We start from the raw sequence: 20,494 nt of genomic DNA, 5'->3' as shown, positions 1-20,494 counted from the left end.
GTGATCGGGCACGCCGAAACGGTGTCGTCGGCAGGCGGCGCCGATGTGCTGCGCCGCAACAACGTGAGGGTCGCAGGCGATCCATCCGGGCCCGTCGTCATGTTCGCGCACGGTTTCGGATGCAGTCAGGAGACCTGGAACCTCGTCGCCCCCCAGTTCGAAGCCGATCACGCCGTGGTGCTGTTCGACCATGTGGGGTCCGGACGCTCCGACTGGTCGGCGTACGACCGCGCGAAGTACGCCGGCCTCGACGGGTATGCGCTCGACGTGGAGGAGATCCTCGACCGCCTCGGGGCGCAGGACGTCGTGTTCGTCGGGCACTCCGTCAGCGCGATGATCGGCGTGCTGGCGGCGAACCGCAACCCGGGGCGGTTCCGCGCCCTCGTGCTCGTCAGCCCGTCGCCGCGCTACATCAACGACGTGGGCTACGTCGGCGGCTTCGAGCCGGCCGACATCGACGCCCTGCTCGACTCGCTGGATGCCAACTACCTCGGGTGGTCCCGGCAGACGGCGCCGATGATCATGGGGACGCCCGAGCGGCCGATGCTCGAGGAGCGGCTCACCGAGGGCTTCTGCAGTGTCGACCCCGAGATCGCGCGCCATTTCGCCCGGGTGACGTTCACCTCCGACAACCGCCGCGACCTCGAGCAGGTCAGTGTCCCCACACTCGTGCTCCAGTGTCAGGATGACGTGATCGCGCCGATCGAGGTCGGCCGTTACGTGCACGGCGCGATCGTCGGCAGCACGTTCGAGATGCTCGACACCACCGGTCACGTGCCGATCCTCTCCGCGCCCGAAGACGTGGTCCAGCAGGTGCGGCGGTTCCTGTCATGAGCGCCTCGGAAACGGACTGGTTCCAGCTGGCGCCATGCGGGCTGGTGGCAACCACGCAGGACGGCACGATCGTCGAGGCGAACGACACGTTCCTCGAGTGGACCGCCTACGAACGCGCGGACGTCGTGGGGCGGACCTTCGTCATGCTGCTGGAGCCCGGCAGCCGGCTGTTCTTCGAGACCCGCCATCGACAGGTGCTCCATCTGCGAGGCGCCTTCCACGAAGTCGCGCTCACGCTGCGGCGTGCGGACGGCGAGGAGCTGCCGGTCCTGGTGAACGCGACGCGCGACAGCGACGACGGCGGCGTGGTGCGCTTCGCGATCTTCAACGCCACCGAACGCGTGCGGTACGAACGCGACATCCTCGCGGCCCGCCGAGCCGCCGAGCAGTCGGAACGCCGCGTGCGCGTGCTGCAGGAGGTGTCGACGATGTTCGGCCTCAGCGCGACCGACGAGGAGGTCGCGCAGTCCTTCTCAGCCGTCGCCCGCGACGCGTTCTCGGCGCGCGAGACGGCGGTCCTGATGACCCAGGACGACGGGCGGCTGCTGCTCACGGGCGGCAGCAACCCGCTCGAGGACAAGGTGGCGCCGGTCCCCGAGCTGCGCGGGACCGCCGAGGTGACCGTCGTGCACGACGACGACACCGCCTTTCCCGAGTTGAGCGCGGCGATGCGCGACAACGGCCTCGCGTCGCTGAGCGTGACCCCTCTCATCGCCGACGGCGAGCGGCTGGGCGTGCTGGCGTGCTTCTTCGCCGGCCGCGTCGACGTCGACGACCACTTCATCGATCTGCAGCAGGCGCTCGGGCGACAGGCCTCACAGACGCTGGTCCGGGTGCGACTCCAGCGGCGGCTGGCGCTGCTGGCACTGCACGACCAGCTCACCGGCGTCGCGAATCGGCAGCTGCTGCAGATGTCCCTCGACGACGCCCTCACTCTCGCGGAGGCTTCGCTGGAGCCGCTGGCGGTGCTGTTCCTCGACGTCGACGACTTCAAGGCCATCAACGACACCTTCGGCCACGCCGCCGGCGACAGCGTGCTCGTGGAGCTCGCCTCCCGCCTGCACAGCGGCGTGCGCGCGGGCGACATCGTGGGGCGGATGGGCGGTGACGAGTTCGTCGCGCTCTGCCCGGGCGCCGACTCGTCGGCGGCCGAGAACATCGCGCAGCGCATCCTCGAGGTGTGTCGCGAGCCGATCGCTGTGGCCGACGGCGTCGTGGTGGCCTCGGTCAGCGTCGGCATCTCGCTCTTCCGGCCGGGCGTCGACCCTCAGCCCAGCGCGCAGCAGCTGCTCGTCCGCGCGGACGCCGCCATGTACGACGCGAAGCGCGCCGGCAAGGACCGCTCACAGCTCAGCATCGCCTGAGCGCAGACCGGGCGATCCCGGCCTGACCGGCGGCGGGATCGTCCGTGCCGACGCCGCGTCAGCGGTAGTTGACGAACTGGAGGTCGACGTCGAGGTCGGACGCCTTGAGCAGGCGCTGGACCTCCTGCAGGTCGTCGCGGGACTTCGACTGCACGCGCAGCTCGTCGCCCTGGATCTGGGCCTTGACCGACTTCGGTCCCTCGTCGCGGATGATCTTCGAGATCTTCTTCGCGTTCTCGGACGAGATGCCGTCCTTGATCGTCGAGGTGATGCGGTACTCCTTGGAGCCCGCGACCGGTTCGCCCGTCTCGAGGCTCTTGAGCGAGATGCCGCGCTTGATGAGCTTCGACTGGAACACGTCGAGCACGGCCTTCGCGCGCTCCTCGGTGCTCGCCTTGATCAGCACGGCCTCGCCGCTCCACTCGATCGAGGCGCCGGTGCCCTTGAAGTCGTAGCGCTGCTCGACCTCTTTGCGGGCCTGGTTCAGGGCGTTGTCGGCCTCCTGGTGGTCGACTTTCGAGACGATGTCAAAGGAGCTGTCAGCCATGCCGGGCAGTCTATCCGCGGCTGTCGCGCAGCGTGGAGAAGTGGATGCCGCTGCAAGCGGTTGCAGGCATGCATTGGCGTGCAAGCGGTTCCATGCAGACCGATTGTCACGGGCTGATATCGATCATCCGCTCCCGTGTTGCCCCATTCCATCTCGTCATGCAGAATGTAAGCGCTTGCAGTAATGCGAGACACGAAGACGGCCTCGTCAATCACGCGACGGCCGGCATATCAGCACTCAAGAGAGGCACCCACCAATGAAGGTGAACAAGAGGAGCATCGCGGCTTTCGGCGCGATCGCCGCTGTTTCCGCGCTGACCCTTGTCGGCTGCGCAGGCGGAGGCAACTCGGACTCCGGCGATGACAGCGAGTCGGCCGGCGAGATCACGGTCTGGGTCGACGCCGACCGCGCGACGGTGCTCGAGGACGCGGCGAAGGACTTCACCGCCGACACCGGCGTGAAGGTCAAGCTGGTCCAGAAGGAGTTCGGCGAGATCCGCGACCAGTTCGTGCAGCAGGTGCCGACCGGCAAGGGCCCGGACGTCGCCGTGGGTGCGCACGACTGGCTGGGCACGCTGGTCACCAACGGCGTGGTCGCCCCCGTCGAGCTCGGCGACACCGCCGGCGACTACGAGAAGGTCGCCATCGACGCCTGGAGCTACGAGGGCAAGGTCTACGGCGTGCCGTACGCGATCGAGAACATCGGTCTCCTCCGCAACACCGACCTCGCTCCCGAGGCGCCCACGTCGTATGACGACATGATCGCCAAGGGCCAGGCCGCGGGCACCGAGTACGCGTTCCTCGTCGGTCTCGACCCCGAGGCGGCGGACCCGTACCACCTGTACCCCTTCCAGACCTCCTTCGGCGCTCCCGTGTTCGGCACCAACGCGGACGGCAGCTACAACCCCGACGATCTGCAGATCGGCAACGAGGGCGGCCAGGCGTTCGCCACGTGGCTCGCCTCGCAGGGCGCGACCGGCACCGGCGTGTTCAACTCGAACATCTCGGGTGACCTGGCTCGCGAGAACTTCGTCGCCGGCAAGGCGCCGTTCTACCTCACGGGCCCGTGGAACGTGCCCGCCGCCGAGGAGGCCGGCCTGAACCTCGCCGTCGACCCGATCCCGTCCGCGGGCGGCCAGACCGCACAGCCGTTCGCCGGCGTGCAGGGCTTCTTCCTCAGCTCCGAGAGCAAGAACAAGCTCGCCGCGACGGAGTTCCTCGTCAACTACATCGGCAGCGAAGAGGTCCAGACGGCCCTCTACGAGGTCGGCGGCCGCACCCCGGCCCTGACCGCGGCCTACGACGCGGCTGTCGCGAACGACCCGATCACGGCGGGCTTCGGCGCGGTCGGCGCTGACGCCGTCCCGATGCCGAGCATCCCCGAGATGGGCTCGGTGTGGCAGTACTGGGGCGTCACCGAGACGGCCATCATCAACGGCACCGGCGGCAGCCCGGTCGACCTGTGGAACAAGATGGCGTCCGACATCCAGACCGCCATCCAGTAACCGGCATGATCGGGGCGGCGTCCGCGAGGACGCCGCCCCGACGCCACGTTCCCGCAGTTTCGGAAAGAGGAGCCGATGACGACGCCGACCATCGACCGCGATGCCGCGATCGAGACACCCCCCAGCAAGAAGTCGAGGCGCGCGGCGCGCATCGCCGAGGCGGCAGGCGCCGGCTGGAAGCTGATGATCTTCAAGGTCGTCGCTCTCGGCCTCATCGACGCCCTCGCGCTCTATGCCGCCCTGGTGCTCTTCCAGAGCAGCCAGTGGATCCCGGCGGTCATCGTCCTGGCGATCACGGGCGTCGCCAACTGGGTGTACTTCAGCCGCGGCAACCTGCCCGCGAAGTACCTCATCCCGGGCCTCATCTTCCTGCTGATCTTCCAGATCTTCGTCGCCGGCTACACCGCGTACATCGCCTTCACGAACTACGGCACCGGCCACAACGGCTCGAAGGACAGCGCTGTCAACGCGCTCATGCTGTCGGCGCAGGAGCGCGTCCCCGACTCGCCCGCCTACGACCTGACGGTCGTCGAGCAGCTCGGGGAGTTCTCGTTCCTCGTGACCGACCCCGAAGGCGACGTCGAGCTCGGCGGTGCGGACCGGCCGCTCACCCCCGTCGACAACGCCGAGATGGACGGCGGCAAGGCCGTCGGCGTCCCGGGCTACAACACCCTCAACTTCTCGCAGATCGTCGCGAACCAGGAGGCGATCGCCGACATAGCGGTGCCGATCAGCGACGACCCGAACGACGGTTCGCTGCGCACGCCCGACGGGTCGGTCGCGTACGTGTACCTCTCCAGCCTCGAGTACGACGAGGCCGCCGGCACCATGACCGACACCCAGACCGGGACGGTCTACTCCGACATCGGCACCGGCGCCTTCACGGCGCCCGACGGCACCGAGCTGATGCCGGGCTGGCAGATCAACGTCGGGTTCGACAACTTCGTGCGGGCGTTCACCGAAGAGTCGATCCGCGCGCCCTTCTTCTCCGTGCTGGCGTGGACCTTCGTCTTCGCATTCCTGTCGGTCTTCACGTGCTTCGCGCTGGGACTGTTCCTCGCGATCGTGTTCAACGATCCCCGCATGAAGTCGAAGAAGTACTACCGGGTCATCATGATCCTGCCGTACGCGTTCCCGGGCTTCCTGTCCGCGCTCGTGTGGGCCGGCATGATGAACCAGGAGTTCGGCTTCCTGAACGTCGTGCTGTTCGGGGGAGCGGACATCCCGTGGCTCACCAACGAGTGGCTGGCGAAGTTCAGCATCCTGCTCGTGAACCTGTGGCTCGGCTTCCCGTACATGTTCCTCATCTGCACGGGCGCGCTCCAGTCGATCCCCGACGACGTGCAGGAGGCCGCGAAGGTGGATGGCGCCAGTGCCTGGCAGATCTTCCGCAACATCAAGCTGCCGCTGCTCTTCGTCGCCGTCGCACCGCTGCTGATCGCCTCGTTCGCGTACAACTTCAACAACTTCAGCCTGATCTACATGTTGACCGGTGGCGGGCCCCGCGACGTGACGGCTGACGTCAACGTGGGCGCGACCGACATCCTGATCACGATGGTCTACAAGGTCGCGTTCGTGGGCTCGTCGGCCGACTACGGCCTCGCGAGCGCGTTCTCGATCATCATCTTCCTGATCGTCGGCACGATCTCGGTGATCGCCTTCCGACGCACCAAGGCACTCGAGGAGCTGAACTGACATGAGCGGCACCAACGACACCGAGAAGAAGTCGACGCTCCAGGAGTTCGGCGAGTCCGTCGGGCGCGCCGAGGCGCTGATGGCCGCCCCGGGAGCGATCGACGGGTTCGACTCCCACGAGAGCGCCGGCGTCCGCGGCGAGGCGCCCCTGCCGCGCCGCCCGTTCAAGAAGTACTTCCGCGAGACCGGCTGGCGCCACCTCGTCGGCATCGTGGTCGCGATCTTCGCGATCTTCCCGCTGCTGTACGTCCTGTCGGCGTCGCTGAATCCCGGCGGCACGCTGCTCACGGCCAACGGCCTGTTCGGCAACGTGAGCCTGGAGAGCTACTTCGACCTGTTCCAGTCCGAGACGCACCCGTACGGTGCGTGGTTCGTGAACACGCTCATCATCGGCCTGATCACCGCGGCAGGCACGGTCATCCTCGGCGCTCTCGCGGCGTACTCGTTCTCGCGGATGCGCTTCACCGGGCGCCGCTTCGGCCTCACGACGCTGCTGGTGGTCCAGATGTTCCCGCAGATGCTCGCGATGGTCGCGATCTTCCTGCTCATGGTGCAGATCGGAGACATCTTCCCGGCGATCGGCCTCAACACCCAGATCGGCCTCATCATGGTCTATCTCGGCGGCGCGCTGGGCGTGAACACGTATCTCATGTACGGGTTCTTCAACACCATTCCGGCATCCATCGACGAGGCGGCCAAGATCGACGGCGCCGGCCACGCGCGGATCTTCTTCACGATCATCCTGCGTCTCGTGGCGCCGATCCTCGCCGTCGTGGGCCTGCTGTCGTTCATCGGCACGTCGAGCGAGTTCGTGCTCGCCAGCATCATCCTCGTCGACCCCGAGAAGCAGACGCTCGCGGTGGGCCTGTACAAGTTCATCTCGGACGAGTTCTCGAAGAACTGGAGCCTCTTCGCGGCGGGCGCGGTGCTGGCCGCCATCCTGCCGGTGGCGCTCTTCCTCGCTCTCCAGCGGTACATCGTCGGCGGTCTGACCGCGGGCAGTGTGAAGTAGAGGATGCCGCGACCCGGTGACCCCGGCATCCGCCGGGGTGTGCTCGCCGCGTGTGCGGTGACGGCGATGCTGGCGCTCGCGGCATGCTCCGGTCCGACACCGTCGGTAGAGCGTGCCGCGCCGGACGCCGGCATCCAGCTCTTCCAGCTGCCCTGGTCTTCGATCGCGGAGGAGTGCGAGACCAGGCTCGGACCCGCAGGATTCGCGTGGGTGCTGACGTCGCCGCCGAACGAGTCGATCGCGCGCGAGGAGTGGTGGGCGTCGTATCAGCCCGTCTCGTACGGCCTGAACTCGCGACTGGGCACGCGGGACGAGTTCGCCGACATGGTGAAGCGCTGCGATGCGGCCGGGGTGGCCGTGATCGCCGACGCCGTCATCAACCACATGACGGGTCAGGATGCCGCCGGCACGGGCTTCGCCGGCACCCCGTACGCACACGACGAGTATCCCGGACTCTACGGTCCCGACGACTTCCACCACTGCGGCCTCACGCCCGGCGACGACATCGTGGACTACACGTCGCGCGAGCAGGTGCAGACGTGCGAGCTCGTGAATCTCGCCGACCTCGACACATCCGGCGAGCAGGTGCAGCGGACGATCGTGGCGTACCTCGACGATCTGCTGTCGCTCGGCGTCGCAGGGTTCCGCATCGACGCCGCCAAGCACATGGCGGCAGACGACGTCGCGGCGATCGTGGGCCGGCTGCCCGAAGGCACGCGCATCATGAGCGAGGTCATCCGCAGCGCCCGCGAGCCGGTGCAGCCCGAGGAGTACACCGGCTTCGGCGAGGTCTTCGAGTTCAGCTACGCCCGCGACCTCGACCCCCAGCTGGAGAGCGGCGTGTTCGCCGACCCCGAGCTCGAGGGCGATCGTCCCGCGCATGTGCCGGCCGACCGGGCCGTCGTGTTCATCGACAACCACGACACCGAGCGCGGCGAGGCCGACATCACGTACCGCGACGGCCGGCTGTACGTCATCGCGAACGCACTCATGCTCGCCGACGACTACGGCACCCCGGTCGTGTACTCGGGCTACGCCTTCTCGGACCGTGACAGCGGAGCGCCGGCCGAAGCCGACGGCACGGTGTCGCCGGCGTCGTGCGCGGACGCCGGCGGGCCCGCCGAGTCGTATGCCGACGGCGAGCGCACGTGCGTGCAGGCGTGGCCGGCGATCGCGGGCATGCTGGAGTTCCGCGCCGTCGCGGGCGCCGCCCCACGGTTGGAGGGTGTGAGCGACGGCGACGCCTACGGCTTCGAACGCGAAGGCCGTGGCGTCGTGGCCGTGAACGTCGGCGACGAGACGCAGACGCTCGCGGTGCCGACCACCCTTCCTTCCGGGCAGTACTGCGACGTGGTCTCGGGCGGGAAGGACGCGATCGACGGCGAGGGATGCCGCGGCGCGGCCTACACCGTCGATGGCGGCGTCGTCCGGTTCGAACTGGCTCCGCAGACGGCGGCGGCGATCCATCTGGGGTCACGGCGCTGAGGCTGCGGCATCCGGTCCCGCCCATCGGCGAGGCGTGCCATGATCGGGACCGGCACAACTGAACAACAACTCAAGGGCTCTGTCATGGCTGCGGCCGTGCAACCACGTCGCATCGAAACAACATCCGGCGGCCACGCGCCGCCTGTCCTCGAAAGGCAAGAGCAATGACAACCCTGACCCCTCACCACGACGGCTCGCCGCTGTACGTGTCGGACCTCGCCCCGCAGCTGGGCGATGTCGTCACGGTGCGCCTGCGCGTCCCCGCGGGCTACGGTCCGCTGTCGGCCGTCCGCACCCGCTCCAACCCCGACCACGAGCCCGAGTGGACTGACGCCGCGCTCGTCGGATCGGCTGACGGATGGGACTGGTACGAGGCGGCGGTGACCGTGCGCAATCCGCGTCACGGATACCGGTGGCTGCTCGTCCACGAGGGCGGCCGCGTCGAATGGCTGAACCAGACCGGCCTGCACACGCTGGAGACGCTGGATGCCGAGGACTTCGCGCTCGTGGCCTACCCGGCTCCGCCGGCGTGGCTCGCGGATGCGGTCATGTACCAGGTGTTCCCCGACCGGTTCGCGCGTTCGCCGCAGGCCGACACCCACCCGACGCCCGACTGGGCCATCGCCGCGAGCTGGGACACGCCCGTGGACCCGGTGATGCCCGGACGGTCGCAGCAGTTCTACGGCGGCGACATCGACGGCATCATCGAGAAGCTCGACCACCTCGTCTCGCTCGGCGTCAATCTCCTCTACCTGACGCCGATCTTCCCGGCGGCCTCCAACCACCGCTACGACGCGGCGAGCTTCGACCGGGTCGATCCGCTGCTGGGCGGCGACGAGGCGTACATCCGGCTGATCGAGGCGGCCCACGCGCGCGGCATCCGCGTCATCGGCGACCTGACCAGCAACCATTCGGGTGACCGTCACGAGTGGTTCCAGGCGGCGCTCGGGCACCCCGGCGCGCCGGAAGCGGACTTCTACTACTTCACCGACGACGAGAACACCGAGTACGTGTCGTGGCTGGGGACGCCGACGCTGCCCAAGTTCAACTGGTCGTCGCAGGAGCTGCGCTCGCGGTTCATCGAAGGTCCGGACTCGGTCGTCGCGAAGTGGCTGAAGCCGCCGTACAACGCGGACGGATGGCGCATCGACGTCGCGAACATGACCGGGCGCCTGGGCGACATCGACCTCAACGCCGAGGTGAGGCAGCTGCTGCGCCGCACCATGATCGAGATCAACCCCGACACGATCCTGCTCGGCGAATCGACCAACGATGCGGCGAGCGATCTGCAGGGCGACGGCTGGCACGGCGCGATGACCTATCCGTCGTTCACCCGTCCGCTGTGGGGGTGGCTGTCCGACCCGAAGGGCACGCCCTTCCTCACCGCGGAGGGCGTGGAGCGCACCGAGCCGTGGTTCTTCGGACAGCCCATCGGCGGCATCCCGGCTTACACGGCGCAGCAGTTCGTCGACGCCGTCGTGCGCTTCACCGCCGGCATCCCGTGGCGGGTGCGCCTGGGGAACATGCAGCCGCTCGACACCCACGACACCGGTCGCTTCGCCACGAACGCCGGCGAGGGGACGATCCCCGTGGCGGTCGGTCTGATGATGACGCTGCCCGGGCTGCCGGTGGTCTTCGCGGGCGACGAGTTCGGCCTCGTCGGCGCAGAGGGCGAAGACAGCCGGACCCCGATGCCGTGGGGCACCGAAGGCGACCCGGCCGTCGCGGAGCGCCTCGGACTGTACCGGGACCTCATCGCCCTGCGCCACGCGCATCCTGTCCTGTCGACCGGAGGGCTGCGCTGGGTGCACGTCGACGATGACGCGGTCGTGTTCGTCCGCGAATCCGCGGACGAAACGCTCCTCGTGCTCGCCGCGAAGGGGGACGTCGACGCGGCGATCCCCGCCGGCGCCATGCCCGGGGCTTCGCGCGCCCAGCACGTCTGGGGCGAGGCGACCCTCGCGGTGGCGGCTGACGGCGCGGTCGCCGTGTCGGCCGACGGCCCTGCGTTCGCGGTGTGGCGTCTGGACGGCGTGGAGCTCCCCGCAAGGGCGGAGGGATGAGCGCATCCGCGCGCTTCGATGAGCTGAGCGTGGGTCTTGCGACCGCCGTGCGGGAGCGCGACGGGTTCGTGGGGCTCGTGCTGCTGGGCTCGGCGTCCGAAGAGGCCAGGGAGCGTCGTGACGAATGGTCGGATCACGACTTCTTCGCGGTGACCGAGGCCGGACGCGGTCGCGAGATCCGGCCGGATCTGTCGTGGCTGCCCGATCAGGACCGCCTCGTTCTCACGGCGCGCGAAGGCGAGATCGGCTTCGTCGCGGTGTACGACGACGCGCACGTCTTCGAGTTCGCCTTCTCGGATGCCGCTGAGCTCGCGGACGCTCGGGCCGGCGCGGCCACGGTCGTCGTCGATGACCCCGCCGGAACGACGGCGACGCTGATCGCCGAGTCCCGTGCACGGGCGATCGAGGGCGACCGGTTCGACCCGGCCAACGACACGCGCCTCGTGCTCGTGAAGCTGCTGATCGGCGTGGGACGCGTGCGGCGCGGCGAGCTGCTGAACGGCAACGCCTTCATCCGGCAGTGGGCGGTGCAGCTGCTGGTGCGCGCCATCCGCGGTCGTTTCGCCGATGCGTCGACGGCGGCCCGCGACGCGATCGACCCCATGCGCCGATTCGAGCAGGACTTCCCCCGCTGGGGTGCGGACATCGCGGCGTCCCTCGATCTGCCGGTCGAGGAGTCGGCCTACGAGCTGTTCCGCCTCACCCGTCGGATCCTCGAACCGGGCTGGGACGAGTTCCCCACTCGCGCGGCGGACGCGATCGCCGCGCGTCTCGGCTGGTGAGCGAATGCCGCCGCTGCCCTCCCGCGTGCAACCGCGCATGACGGCACGGGGTGGCGGCGGCATCCGGTCTTCGTAGACTGGGGCGGCGAGGAGGTGCCATGCGCCCGCTGACCGAAGAAGACGTGCGTTCATCGTTCGTGAACGCCTCAACCGACGAGCTGAGACTCGTCGCCCTGCCCGCCGATTTCGTCCTGACGGACTGGGATCACCTCGACTTCCTGGCATGGCGTGACCCGCGCACGCGCGGACGCGGGTATGTCGTCGCCGAGATCGACGGGCACCCCGCCGGCATCGTGATGCGCGCGGCGGAGGGCTCGTCGCACGCCCGTGCGGCGATGTGCAACCTGTGCCACACGATGCAGCCTGCCGACCAGGTCGTGATGTACACGGCCCGCAGGGCGGGCGAGGCCGGTGCCCACGGCGACAGCGTCGGCACGTACATCTGCGCCGACCTCTCGTGCCACGAGAACGTCCGACTGGCCGCACCGCTCGCCCCGAACGAGGTGCGGGCCAGCGTCGACCTGAAGATCGACGGCACCCGCCGGCGCACGGAGGCGTTCGTCGGTCGTGTGCTCGAGACCGCGGGCGTGCGCCGGTGACCGTCGTCGTCGTCGGCGACGCGCTCATCGACGAACTGCGCGACGACCACGGCGTGCGTGAGTTCGTCGGCGGAGCCGCGCTCAACGTCGCGGTCGGCCTCGCGCGACTGGGGGTGCCCGCGACGCTCATCGCAATGCTGGGCGACGACGAGCCCGCGTCGCGCGTCCGGCGCTACCTCGACGACTACGGCGTCGGCCTGATCGCGACCCCGTCCCTGCTGGGCACCGCGCGCGCCGTGTCGACGCGCACCGGCGGCGGCGAGCCGACGTACGTCTTCAACGAGGCCGCACAGCGCCGGCGCATCCGCTTCGGCGAGGCCGAGCGCGCCGCGATGGCGGACGCCGACCTGGTGGTCGTCAGCTGCGTCGCCCTCGACGACGCCGAGCAGGCGACGGAACTGGCGGAGGCGATCGACGAGGCCGCGGCATCCATCGCTCTCGATCCCAACCCGCGCTCGGGCATGATGCACGACAAGGCGGAGTTCGTGCGCGGATTCGAGGCGCTCGCCGCACGGGCGGCCCTCGTCAAGGTCGGCGAGGACGACGCGGCGCTGCTGTACGGCGAACGCATCGACGCTCTGCGGGCGCGTCTGATCGACCTCGGCGCCGAGGCGGTGCTCGCCACCGAGGGCGCCGCGGGCGCCACGATCGAGGCTGGCGAGGTCGTCGTGACGCGACCCGTCTCGAACCTGCCGGGGCGCATCGTCGACACGATGGGCGCGGGCGACGCGGCCTTCGCCGCGACAGTCGCCGCACTGGTCGCGGGCGCTCCCGGGAGCGGCGAGGAGTGGGAGGCGGTGCTGCGGACCGCGATGGATGCCGCCGCCGCGACCTGCCGGTTCGAGGGCGCTCTGCTGCGGACTCCGGAGTCGCTGAGCGGCATGGATCTGGATCGTCTCGGCACGTGAGCGGCGTCGATTTCTGACCTCGCGCATCTACGCGTAAGATGGTGGATCGCGCCTCCGATCGACTGGAAAAGCCGGGCGGGTGCGCACCTGGCGAGTTACCCAAGCGGCCAAAGGGATCTGACTGTAAATCAGCCGTCTTAGACTTCGGGGGTTCGAATCCCTCACTCGCCACCAGCAGAAACGCCCCCTCGCGGGGCGTTTCGTGGTTTCCGGGCGCCTACCTGCCGAGCAGCTCGAGGGTGGCCATGGCCGCGTTGTGGCCGCCGATCCCGCTGACCGCGCCGCCGCGGCGGGCGCTGGAGCCGCACATCAGGATGCGCTCGTGCGGGGTCGCGACACCCCAGCGTCGGGCGGGGGAGTCGAGCACTTCGTCGTCGGCCCACGGCCAGTCCAGGCCGCCGTGGAAGATGTCACCGCCGGCCATCCCGAGCGAGTGCTCGAGATCGAGCGTGGTGCGGGCCTCGACGCACGGCTGGCCGTCGGGGGTGTGGAACAGCACGTCACGCAGCGGCTCCGCGAGCACGGAGCCCAGGCTCGCCTCGGCAGCGGCCAGCAGCTCGGCGCGACGCTCGTCGGGGTCGGTGCCTTCGAGCAGCCGGTGAGGCACCTGGAGTCCGAAGAGCGTCAGTGTCTGCGCGCCGGACGCGCGCAGGTCGTCGCCGAGGATCGAGGGGTCGGTGAGCGAGTGGCAGTAGACCTCGGCCGGCAGCGGTGCGGGCACGCGACCCACCGCGGCGTCGTCGTATGCCCGGTCGAGCTGCGTCATCGTCTCGTTGATGTGGAACGTGCCGGCGAACGCCGTCGCGGCGTCCACCGCGGTGTCGCGCAGTCGCGGCAGCCGGGCCAGCAGCATGTTGACCTTCAGCTGCGCCCCCTCGGGTGCGACGGCCGGGCCGTCGGGGGCTGCCGCGCCGCCGGCATCCAGCAATCGCGCCAGCACCGCCTCGCCGACACCGCTCAGGACGAGGCGTGCGTGCACGACGCGCTCGCCGTCGCCGATCACGACCTCGCCGTCGGGGCTGAGCGCGGTGACCTCCGCGTCGGTCGCGAGCTCGGCGCCGGCGCGCAGCGCGGCGGTCCGCAGAGCGCCCGAGACCTGCCCCATGCCGCCGACCGGGACGTCCCAGTCGCCGGTGCCGCCGCCGATCACGTGGTAGAGGAAGCACCGGTTCTGCCGCAGCGACGGATCGTCGGCGGCGGCGAACGTGCCGATGAGCGCGTCGGTCAGCACCACGCCGCGGGCGAGGTCGGTGCGCAGCGATGCGCGCACGTGGGCGCCGAGCGGCTGGTCGACGATGGCCGACCACAGGCCGTCGTCCGCCACCGCCGCCCGCAGATCGTCTGCGCGCGGCAGCGGGTCGGTCAGGGTGGGGAACACGGCGCGCGCGAGCGGGGCGAGCCGTTCGTAGAAGCCGGCGAAGCGCTCGGCCTCGCGCGCGTCGCCCGTCGCACGCACGAAGGAGTCGGCCGTGGCGCCCGCGTCGGCTGTGTCGATCAGCAGCCCCCGCCGCGGGTCCGCGGGCTCGGGCGTGTACGAAGAGATCCGCCGCCGCAGCAGCCGGATGTCGAGGCCGAGGTCGTCGACGATGCGGCGGGGGAGCAGGCTCACGAGGTACGAGTAGCGCGACAGCCGCGCGTCGACGCCGGCCCACGGGCGTTCCGAGACGGCGGCGCCGCCGACGTGGGACAGGCGCTCCAGGACGATCACGCGGTGCCCGGCACGGGCGAGATAGGCGGCGGCGACGAGGGCATTGTGCCCGCCGCCCACGATCGCGACATCGACGTCGCGCGACGGTGCGCTGTGCATCGCCTCATGCTAGGCCGATCGGGGCTGGGGTCGCGTATGACGGCGGCGGGCCCCGCATCCTTTCGTCGACGGATGCCGCGACCCGAGCGCGTCCGCCGCATTCCGCCCCGGCGGGCCGGGCGCGGGCGTGTCAGGATGGGCATGCGGGGGTCCGCCCGCGTCACGAGAGGAACGCCATGACCGCGCCTGATCCGTATGCGACGGCTCCGCACACGCCGCCTCAGCCCGCCCGCACGGAGGGGTCGATCTCGCCGCTGCTGCGTGCGGCGATCTGGGTGGCGATCGGCGCGCTCATCGCCGCCGCGCTCGTGTGCGTGGTGTGGGTGCTCGTCGGATCCCAGAACGGCATCGTGGGCCGCGCGTTCCTGACGATCCTGCTGCTCGTCGGCTTCGCGGGCGTCGCGATCCTCGACGCGCACCTCGCCCCCTCACGGCCCGCGTGGTTCGCGCTGGCCAGCCTCGGCAGCTGGATCATCGCCCTGCTGCTCGGCGCCATCATGATCTGGATGCCGAACCGCTTCCCGTGGCTCGGGTTCGCGCGGTTCATCCAGTTCCTGCTGATCGTGCTCATCCTGCAGCTCGTGCTGCTGCACGTGCGGCTGTTCCTGAAGGCCTTCCAGCGGTACGAGACGACGTTCACGCGCGTCGTCACGATCGTCACGATCTCGCTCGTCGTCGCGCTCGCCGCGCTGCTGATCATCCCGCTCGCGTTCGGCGAATGGCTGAACCTCGCCGACCTCTACTGGCGCATCGTCGTCGCCGTGGCGATCCTCGCGGCCGTCGGGACCGCCCTGGTGCCGCTGATCAACGTCCTCTTCGCACCGAAGCGGCCGCGCGTGCACGCAGCCGCCTACGGAGCCGCGCCCGCTTACGGCGCGCAGCCGGCGGGCCACCAGGAGCTCCTGCCCTGGCCGACGTACGTCGACGCCGTCACTCCGCTGCCGATGCTGCCCGACGGGTCGCCCGACTGGAACGCGTACTACACGGGCTACCCGACGCCCGGCGCCCACGTGTTCACACCGCAGCCCCAGGTCGAGGCCGCACCGGCGGGCTCGCCGTACGTGCAGCCGCAGGGGGTGGATGCCGCAGCCCAGGCCACGCCCGTCCCGCAGGCCCCGGTCGCAGCCCAGACCCCCGTTGCGACGCAGACTCACACCGGCTCGGGATACGAGGGCTACCCGCCGCCGCCACCGCTGCCGCCCCGGCCGTGATCCGCAATCCACGCCGGGCCCAATAGCGTGGAGGCATGACTCTCGCCACAGAGCTCGAAGCACTGGCCGTCGACATCGCCCAGGAAGCCGGCCGCCTCGCCCGCGTGCGACGCGACGCGGGCGTCGCGATCGCGGCGACCAAGTCGGCGCTCGCCGACATCGTCACCGAGGCCGATCGCGAGGTGGAAGCCCTCATCCGCGCCCGGCTTGCGGCGGAGCGGCCCGGCGACGGGTTCCTCGGAGAAGAGAGCGGCGCCGAGCGCGGCGCATCGGGCATCACGTGGGTGGTCGACCCCATCGACGGGACGGTCAACTACGCGTACGGCATCCCGCACTACGCCGTGAGCATCGCAGCCGTGACGGGCGAGCCGACGCCCGAGCAGTGGGAGGTGCAGGCGGGAGCCGTCTACGCGCCCGTGGCGGGCGAGATGTTCCGCGCGGCCCGCGGTGAGGGTGCGTGGCTCGGAGAGGCCCGCCTCGCGGTGTCGGCGGAGGTCGGACCGGCGGGCGCCCTGCTGGCGACCGGCTTCGGGTACGACCCTGCCACGCGGCCCGGAGACCTTGAGCTGATCGCGCACGTGATGCCGCTGGTGGCGCGCGATCTGCGCCGCAGCGGGTCGGCCGCCCTCGATCACGCCTACGTCGCCGCCGGACGACTGGACGGCTACTTCGAACGCGGGCTGGCGCCGTGGGACCTCGCGGCAGGGTCGCTGCTGGTGACCGAGGCAGGCGGGCGCTACGGCCGCAACCAGCCGGACGGCTCGTGGCGTTCGCCGCTCATCGTCGCTGCCGGACCGGCGCTCTTCGACCGTCTCGCGGAGGCGGCCGGCCTGGTCTGAGGGCGCGTCTCATCGAATCCTCACGAAGCGAAACGGCCAAATTCCGAGCCGCACATGGCATTCCCAGGGCACCCGGTGTAGCGTTTACCCGATCGTTACCTTCGCCGCCCGAACGGCGAGGGTGGTCATAGCCCGAACGACCGCCTTGCCGCGCATCCCCCCTCGCGGCACGACCCGAGAGCCCCCCGCCGCTTTGCCTTTTGACGCTTCCCAGGCTGACTCTGCGCCCACGCGCCGTTCCAGCCGCACTTCCGCGACGCCTGTGCAGGCGACCTCGGAGACCCTGGGAGCAGCAGGCCGCGCCAACGCGCGACGCCAGGCGGCAGGCAGCGCTCCCGAACGACCTGCGGTGGTCTGGGGGCGCTCCGCGGATCCCAAGCGTGTGGATGCCGCGACGCCGGCGGTCGCGACGCCCGAGGCCGTCGCTCCGGTCGCGCCCTCGACGCCGGTCGCGCCGACGGCGACCGCGGCTCGGACCGCCGCCGCGTCGGCCAGCGAGCAGCTCAGCCGCCGGGCGCGCCGCGGGCAGACCGGTGAGCAGCCCGTCGTCGTCCCGCCCATCGCATCCGTCGCGCCCGAGGCCCCCGTGCGCCCGGCCGCGGCGTTCGAGGCCGAGCTGACCGCGCGCCACGAGCCCGCGCCGCTCCGCGAGACGGTCCTCGCCCCTGCCGAGCCCTTCGAGCTTCTGGCTCCGGCCGTCGAGGCTGTGCCGTCCTCGGCCGAACCGGCGTCAGCGCCGTCCGCTCCGGACTGGATGGCCGAGACGCTCGCGAAGCTCATGGCGGCCGAGGCGGCTGCAGCTCCCGCTGCGCCCCCGGCGGTCGTCGAGCCGGTCGTCCCGCCTCAGGCCGCACCGCGTCCCGAGCCGGTCCGTGCGCCTGAGTCCGCGCCGCGGCCCGAGCCGGTCCGTGCGAACGAACCGGTTCGCCCCACCGAGACGGCCGCTCCCGCGCACCAGCCCGCCACCGAGCGTGTCGGGACCGAGCGTCCCCGCACCGAACGCATCGAGCCGTTGACCGGCCCGATCCCCGCTCCCACCGCGCCGGGCGTCGACGAGTTCGAAGCGGCTGCGCGACTGTTCTCGTTCACGGGCGAGACCCCCACGCAGCGTCCCGCCCCCGCGGCCGAAGAGACGTCCGATGCCGCCGACGCGCCTGCGCCGCACGCGGCCACCCGTCGCGTCCAGACCCGGCGCGGCTCGGCCTTCCGTCGCGTGGCGACCACGTCGTTCTCGATCGGCGTGTTCGGTGTCGTCGGCCTCATCGCGGTCGGCATGACCACGCCGGTCGAGGCTGTCGCCGCGATGAACGGAACGGACGCGTCGCTGTCGGTCATCGCTCCGGGTGATGTCGGCGGCGGACTCGACGCCTCCGAGATCCAGGCCTATGTGGCTCCGGGTGACGCCCAGAGCGACCCGCTCGACCGCACCGAGAACTACGCGATCACCACGACCGCCCAGCTCGCCTCCGAGGCCGGCATCCGCAACTTCTCGAACCTGTTCCACAACGACCCGAACTCGAACATCCAGTGGCCCTTCGCGGTCGGCGTCACGATGTCGTACGGCTTCGGAATGCGTTCGGGTCGCATGCACGAGGGCATCGACTTCACGCCGGGTGCCGGTTCGCCGGTCCAGGCGATCGCGGACGGCACCGTGCGCATCGCGTCGGAGTCGGGCGGCGCCTACGGCGTGCACGTCGTGATCGACCACATCGTCGACGGCCAGCTGGTGTCGAGCCACTACGCGCACATGCAGTACGGCTCGCTCAAGGTCGTCGCCGGGCAGCACGTCACGGTGGGCACGGTCATCGGCCGCACGGGCAATACCGGGCGCTCGTTCGGCGCCCACACGCACTTCGAGATCTGGAAGAACGGCACCACGCCGATCGACCCGTGGCCGTGGCTGCAGACGTACACCGACGGAACCCACACTGTGGGTTGACGCGGTTCGGAGCAGGGCCCCGGCTCTGGTATCCTCTTCTAGTTGCCTGCTTGCGGGCAGCACGCCCCGATAGCTCAGTGGCAGAGCACTTCCATGGTAAGGAAGGGGTCGTCAGTTCAATCCTGACTCGGGGCTCGCAGCATCCACATCCACGACCGCGGATGCGTGCGGCAGGGTAGCTCAGTTGGTGAGAGCGCACGACTCATAATCGTGAGGTCGCGGGTTCAAGCCCCGCTCCTGCTACTGGATAGCCCCGGAATCTCGCCGATTCTCCGGGGCTCTCTGCTTTCGTCTTCCCAGTGAAGCCTCATCGATCGCTGACGCCCTCCACGGCGTCCGCTGTGCGGGACACTCGTCTGCGCCGGATGGTCTCCACGATCGCCCAGGCCAGGAGGGCGACCGCCACCCCGAGGAAGATGCCGCCGATGACGTCGGTGAACCAGTGCGCTGCGAGGTAGGTGCGACTCCAGGCCATCCAGAGAACCCAGATTGCGCCGAGGGTCCACCAGAGCCAGTGCCGGAACAGCAGGCAGAGCACCGTGGCGAGAGCCGTCGCGAATGCCACGTGCCCCGAGGGGTAGGACGTGGGGACGGCCTCGGCGAGCGAGTCCTCGGGCCGGATCCGCCCCACGATGCTCGCGAGAGGAGCCGCGATCCCGATGCACAGCACCAGCGTCGCGGCGACGGTGATCGCGGCCCACCACCAACGCAGCACCAACAGGGTCCCGACCACCGCGAGCCCCGTGACGATGGCGAGGACCGGGCCGCCGGCATAGCCGGGGATCCAAGCCAGGACGAGACCGGCGTCCGTGCGATTGCCCACCATCAGGTCGTGCCACCAGACGTCGACCGGGAAAGGCTGGTCGCGGCGGACCGAGGTCACCACCCAGAGGATGACGATCGCGACGACGGCGGCGGCTGCGCCGACGATCAGCGGGATGAGCCGCGAGACGTCGGGGCGCTCATGAGGAGGCTGCACGACGCCATCTTGGCAGTCACGGCAGCAGACGAACCGCCCGTTGCCGTACGCACACTCTTCGGCCAAAATCCACCCTCATCCTCACGCGCGGGCGCTGGATACGATGCGGGCATGAGCGCAACCCAGGCCGCCGCGCGAGCGACGGAGGAATCGACCGTGTTCCGCACGATCGCGCGTATCGGCTACGTCGTCCTCGGCGTCGTGCATATCGTCATCGGCGTCGTGGCGATCTCTTTCGTGACCGGTGGCGGCGGGGGCGAGGCGGATCAGAGCGGCGCGATGGAGCAGATCCGACAGGCGCCGGTGGGCGTGCTGCTGCTGTGGGTCATCGCCGTGGGGCTGGCAGCGCTGGCGGTCTGGCAGATCGCGGACGCCTTTCTCGAGCGGGATCCGGACGCCAAGAAGCGATGGGGGCACCGCGTCAAGTTCGCGGGTACCGCCGTCGCGTACATCGCGATCGCGTGGACTGCTGCGGTCACTGCGGTGGGAGGCCAGTCGGACTCGTCGGAGTCGTCGCAGACCTTCAGCGCCCAGCTGCTCGCCACCCCGGCCGGGGTGGTCCTGCTCGTGCTCGTCGGGCTGCTGATCGCTGCGATCGGCATCGCGTTCATCGTGCGAGGAGTCACCCGCGCGTTCAAGAAGCATCTCGCGCTGCCGACGGGTGCGGCCGCGAAAGGGATCGTCACCTTCGGCGTCCTGGGGTACGTGGCCAAAGGCATCGCCATCGGCGTCACCGGGGTGCTCTTCGTCGTCGCCGCGTTGACGCACGACCCGGAGAAGGCCGGGGGACTGGATGCCGCCCTGCATTCGCTCGCGGACCTTCCTCTCGGGGCGGTCATCCTGTGGATCGTCGGCGCCGGACTGGCGATCTACGGGCTCTTCTGCTTCGCCCGCGCGCGTTACGCGCGGATGTGACGCGCGGTGCA

At 70.2% G+C, this 20,494-nt stretch carries 17 protein-coding genes and 3 tRNA genes; 17 read left to right on the top strand and 3 right to left on the bottom strand.

The window, feature by feature from the left end; all coding sequences use genetic code 11:
- The first annotated feature begins 99 nt into the window (after positions 1–99).
- Both FB391_RS18200 and FB391_RS18195 read left to right on the top strand, forming a co-directional pair.
- Entirely contained in the window at positions 100–834 is a 735-nt protein-coding gene (locus tag FB391_RS18200; protein WP_141896582.1) for an alpha/beta fold hydrolase, read from the top strand.
- On the top strand, positions 831–2,198 hold the full coding sequence (locus FB391_RS18195; RefSeq protein WP_141896495.1) for a GGDEF domain-containing protein: 1,368 nt from the start codon (positions 831–833) through the stop codon (positions 2,196–2,198). The genes FB391_RS18200 and FB391_RS18195 overlap by 4 nt, the downstream gene beginning before the upstream one ends.
- A gap of 58 nt (positions 2,199–2,256) precedes the next feature.
- Here FB391_RS18195 and FB391_RS18190 read toward each other — a convergent pair whose 3' ends face one another.
- A complete protein-coding gene (locus tag FB391_RS18190; RefSeq protein WP_141896494.1) occupies positions 2,257–2,745 on the bottom strand; it encodes a YajQ family cyclic di-GMP-binding protein in 489 nt (162 codons plus the stop codon).
- Between the two features lie 256 nt (positions 2,746–3,001).
- On the opposite strand from FB391_RS18190, the gene FB391_RS18185 reads away from it, so the two are divergent.
- The 9 genes from FB391_RS18185 to FB391_RS18145 all read left to right on the top strand — a co-directional run bounded on the left by FB391_RS18185 (position 3,002) and on the right by FB391_RS18145 (position 12,967).
- Positions 3,002–4,249: a sugar ABC transporter substrate-binding protein gene (locus FB391_RS18185; protein ID WP_141896493.1), complete on the top strand. Its 1,248-nt coding sequence runs from the start codon at positions 3,002–3,004 to the stop codon at positions 4,247–4,249.
- Between the two features lie 75 nt (positions 4,250–4,324).
- On the top strand, positions 4,325–5,944 hold the full coding sequence (locus tag FB391_RS18180; RefSeq protein WP_141896492.1) for an ABC transporter permease subunit: 1,620 nt from the start codon (positions 4,325–4,327) through the stop codon (positions 5,942–5,944).
- Position 5,945: 1 nt separating this feature from the next.
- Entirely contained in the window at positions 5,946–6,956 is a 1,011-nt protein-coding gene (locus FB391_RS18175; RefSeq protein ID WP_246093606.1) for a sugar ABC transporter permease, read from the top strand.
- 3 nt (positions 6,957–6,959) lie between these two features.
- A complete protein-coding gene (locus FB391_RS18170) occupies positions 6,960–8,441 on the top strand; it encodes an alpha-amylase (RefSeq protein ID WP_141896491.1) in 1,482 nt (493 codons plus the stop codon).
- 164 nt (positions 8,442–8,605) lie between these two features.
- Positions 8,606–10,504 (top strand): alpha-amylase family glycosyl hydrolase, encoded by a 1,899-nt coding sequence (locus FB391_RS18165; RefSeq protein ID WP_141896490.1) that lies wholly within the window; start codon positions 8,606–8,608, stop codon positions 10,502–10,504.
- Positions 10,501–11,286, top strand: coding sequence for a hypothetical protein (locus FB391_RS18160; RefSeq protein WP_141896489.1), 786 nt, complete (start codon positions 10,501–10,503; stop codon positions 11,284–11,286). The genes FB391_RS18165 and FB391_RS18160 overlap by 4 nt, the downstream gene beginning before the upstream one ends.
- Before the next feature lie 98 nt (positions 11,287–11,384).
- The gene (locus FB391_RS18155) at positions 11,385–11,885 is read left to right on the top strand and encodes an FBP domain-containing protein (RefSeq protein ID WP_141896488.1); all 501 of its coding nucleotides are present in this window, start codon (positions 11,385–11,387) and stop codon (positions 11,883–11,885) included.
- The gene (locus FB391_RS18150; RefSeq protein ID WP_141896487.1) at positions 11,882–12,793 is read left to right on the top strand and encodes a PfkB family carbohydrate kinase; all 912 of its coding nucleotides are present in this window, start codon (positions 11,882–11,884) and stop codon (positions 12,791–12,793) included. The genes FB391_RS18155 and FB391_RS18150 overlap by 4 nt, the downstream gene beginning before the upstream one ends.
- A gap of 89 nt (positions 12,794–12,882) precedes the next feature.
- Positions 12,883–12,967: transfer RNA gene (locus FB391_RS18145), tRNA-Tyr, on the top strand.
- Between the two features lie 43 nt (positions 12,968–13,010).
- Here the strand turns inward: FB391_RS18145 and FB391_RS18140 are convergent.
- Positions 13,011–14,600, bottom strand: coding sequence for a phytoene desaturase family protein (locus FB391_RS18140; RefSeq protein ID WP_141896486.1), 1,590 nt, complete (start codon positions 14,598–14,600; stop codon positions 13,011–13,013).
- Positions 14,601–14,776: 176 nt separating this feature from the next.
- Here FB391_RS18140 and FB391_RS18135 point away from each other — a divergent pair, with 176 nt between their 5' ends.
- The 5 genes from FB391_RS18135 to FB391_RS18115 all read left to right on the top strand — a co-directional run bounded on the left by FB391_RS18135 (position 14,777) and on the right by FB391_RS18115 (position 18,832).
- Positions 14,777–15,811 carry a hypothetical protein gene (locus FB391_RS18135; protein WP_141896485.1) on the top strand — a complete coding sequence of 345 codons (1,035 nt, stop codon included), beginning with the start codon at positions 14,777–14,779 and terminating at the stop codon, positions 15,809–15,811.
- A gap of 35 nt (positions 15,812–15,846) precedes the next feature.
- Positions 15,847–16,650, top strand: a complete 804-nt coding sequence (locus tag FB391_RS18130) for an inositol monophosphatase family protein (protein WP_141896484.1) — start codon at positions 15,847–15,849, stop codon at positions 16,648–16,650.
- A gap of 349 nt (positions 16,651–16,999) precedes the next feature.
- Entirely contained in the window at positions 17,000–18,589 is a 1,590-nt protein-coding gene (locus tag FB391_RS18125) for a peptidoglycan DD-metalloendopeptidase family protein (protein ID WP_246093605.1), read from the top strand.
- 63 nt (positions 18,590–18,652) lie between these two features.
- Positions 18,653–18,724: transfer RNA gene (locus tag FB391_RS18120), tRNA-Thr, on the top strand.
- Positions 18,725–18,758: 34 nt separating this feature from the next.
- Positions 18,759–18,832 (top strand) — tRNA-Met (locus tag FB391_RS18115).
- Positions 18,833–18,896: 64 nt separating this feature from the next.
- Here the strand turns inward: FB391_RS18115 and FB391_RS18110 are convergent.
- A complete protein-coding gene (locus FB391_RS18110; protein ID WP_141896483.1) occupies positions 18,897–19,568 on the bottom strand; it encodes a phosphatase PAP2 family protein in 672 nt (223 codons plus the stop codon).
- 111 nt (positions 19,569–19,679) lie between these two features.
- Here FB391_RS18110 and FB391_RS18105 point away from each other — a divergent pair, with 111 nt between their 5' ends.
- On the top strand, positions 19,680–20,483 hold the full coding sequence (locus FB391_RS18105) for a DUF1206 domain-containing protein (RefSeq protein WP_141896482.1): 804 nt from the start codon (positions 19,680–19,682) through the stop codon (positions 20,481–20,483).
- Positions 20,484–20,494: the final 11 nt, after the last annotated feature.

Source organism: Microbacterium kyungheense (assembly GCF_006783905.1).
Classification (GTDB): domain Bacteria; phylum Actinomycetota; class Actinomycetes; order Actinomycetales; family Microbacteriaceae; genus Microbacterium; species Microbacterium kyungheense.
Note: the sequence above shows the minus strand (reverse complement) of the source record. Positions and strands in the feature narration are given on the sequence as shown.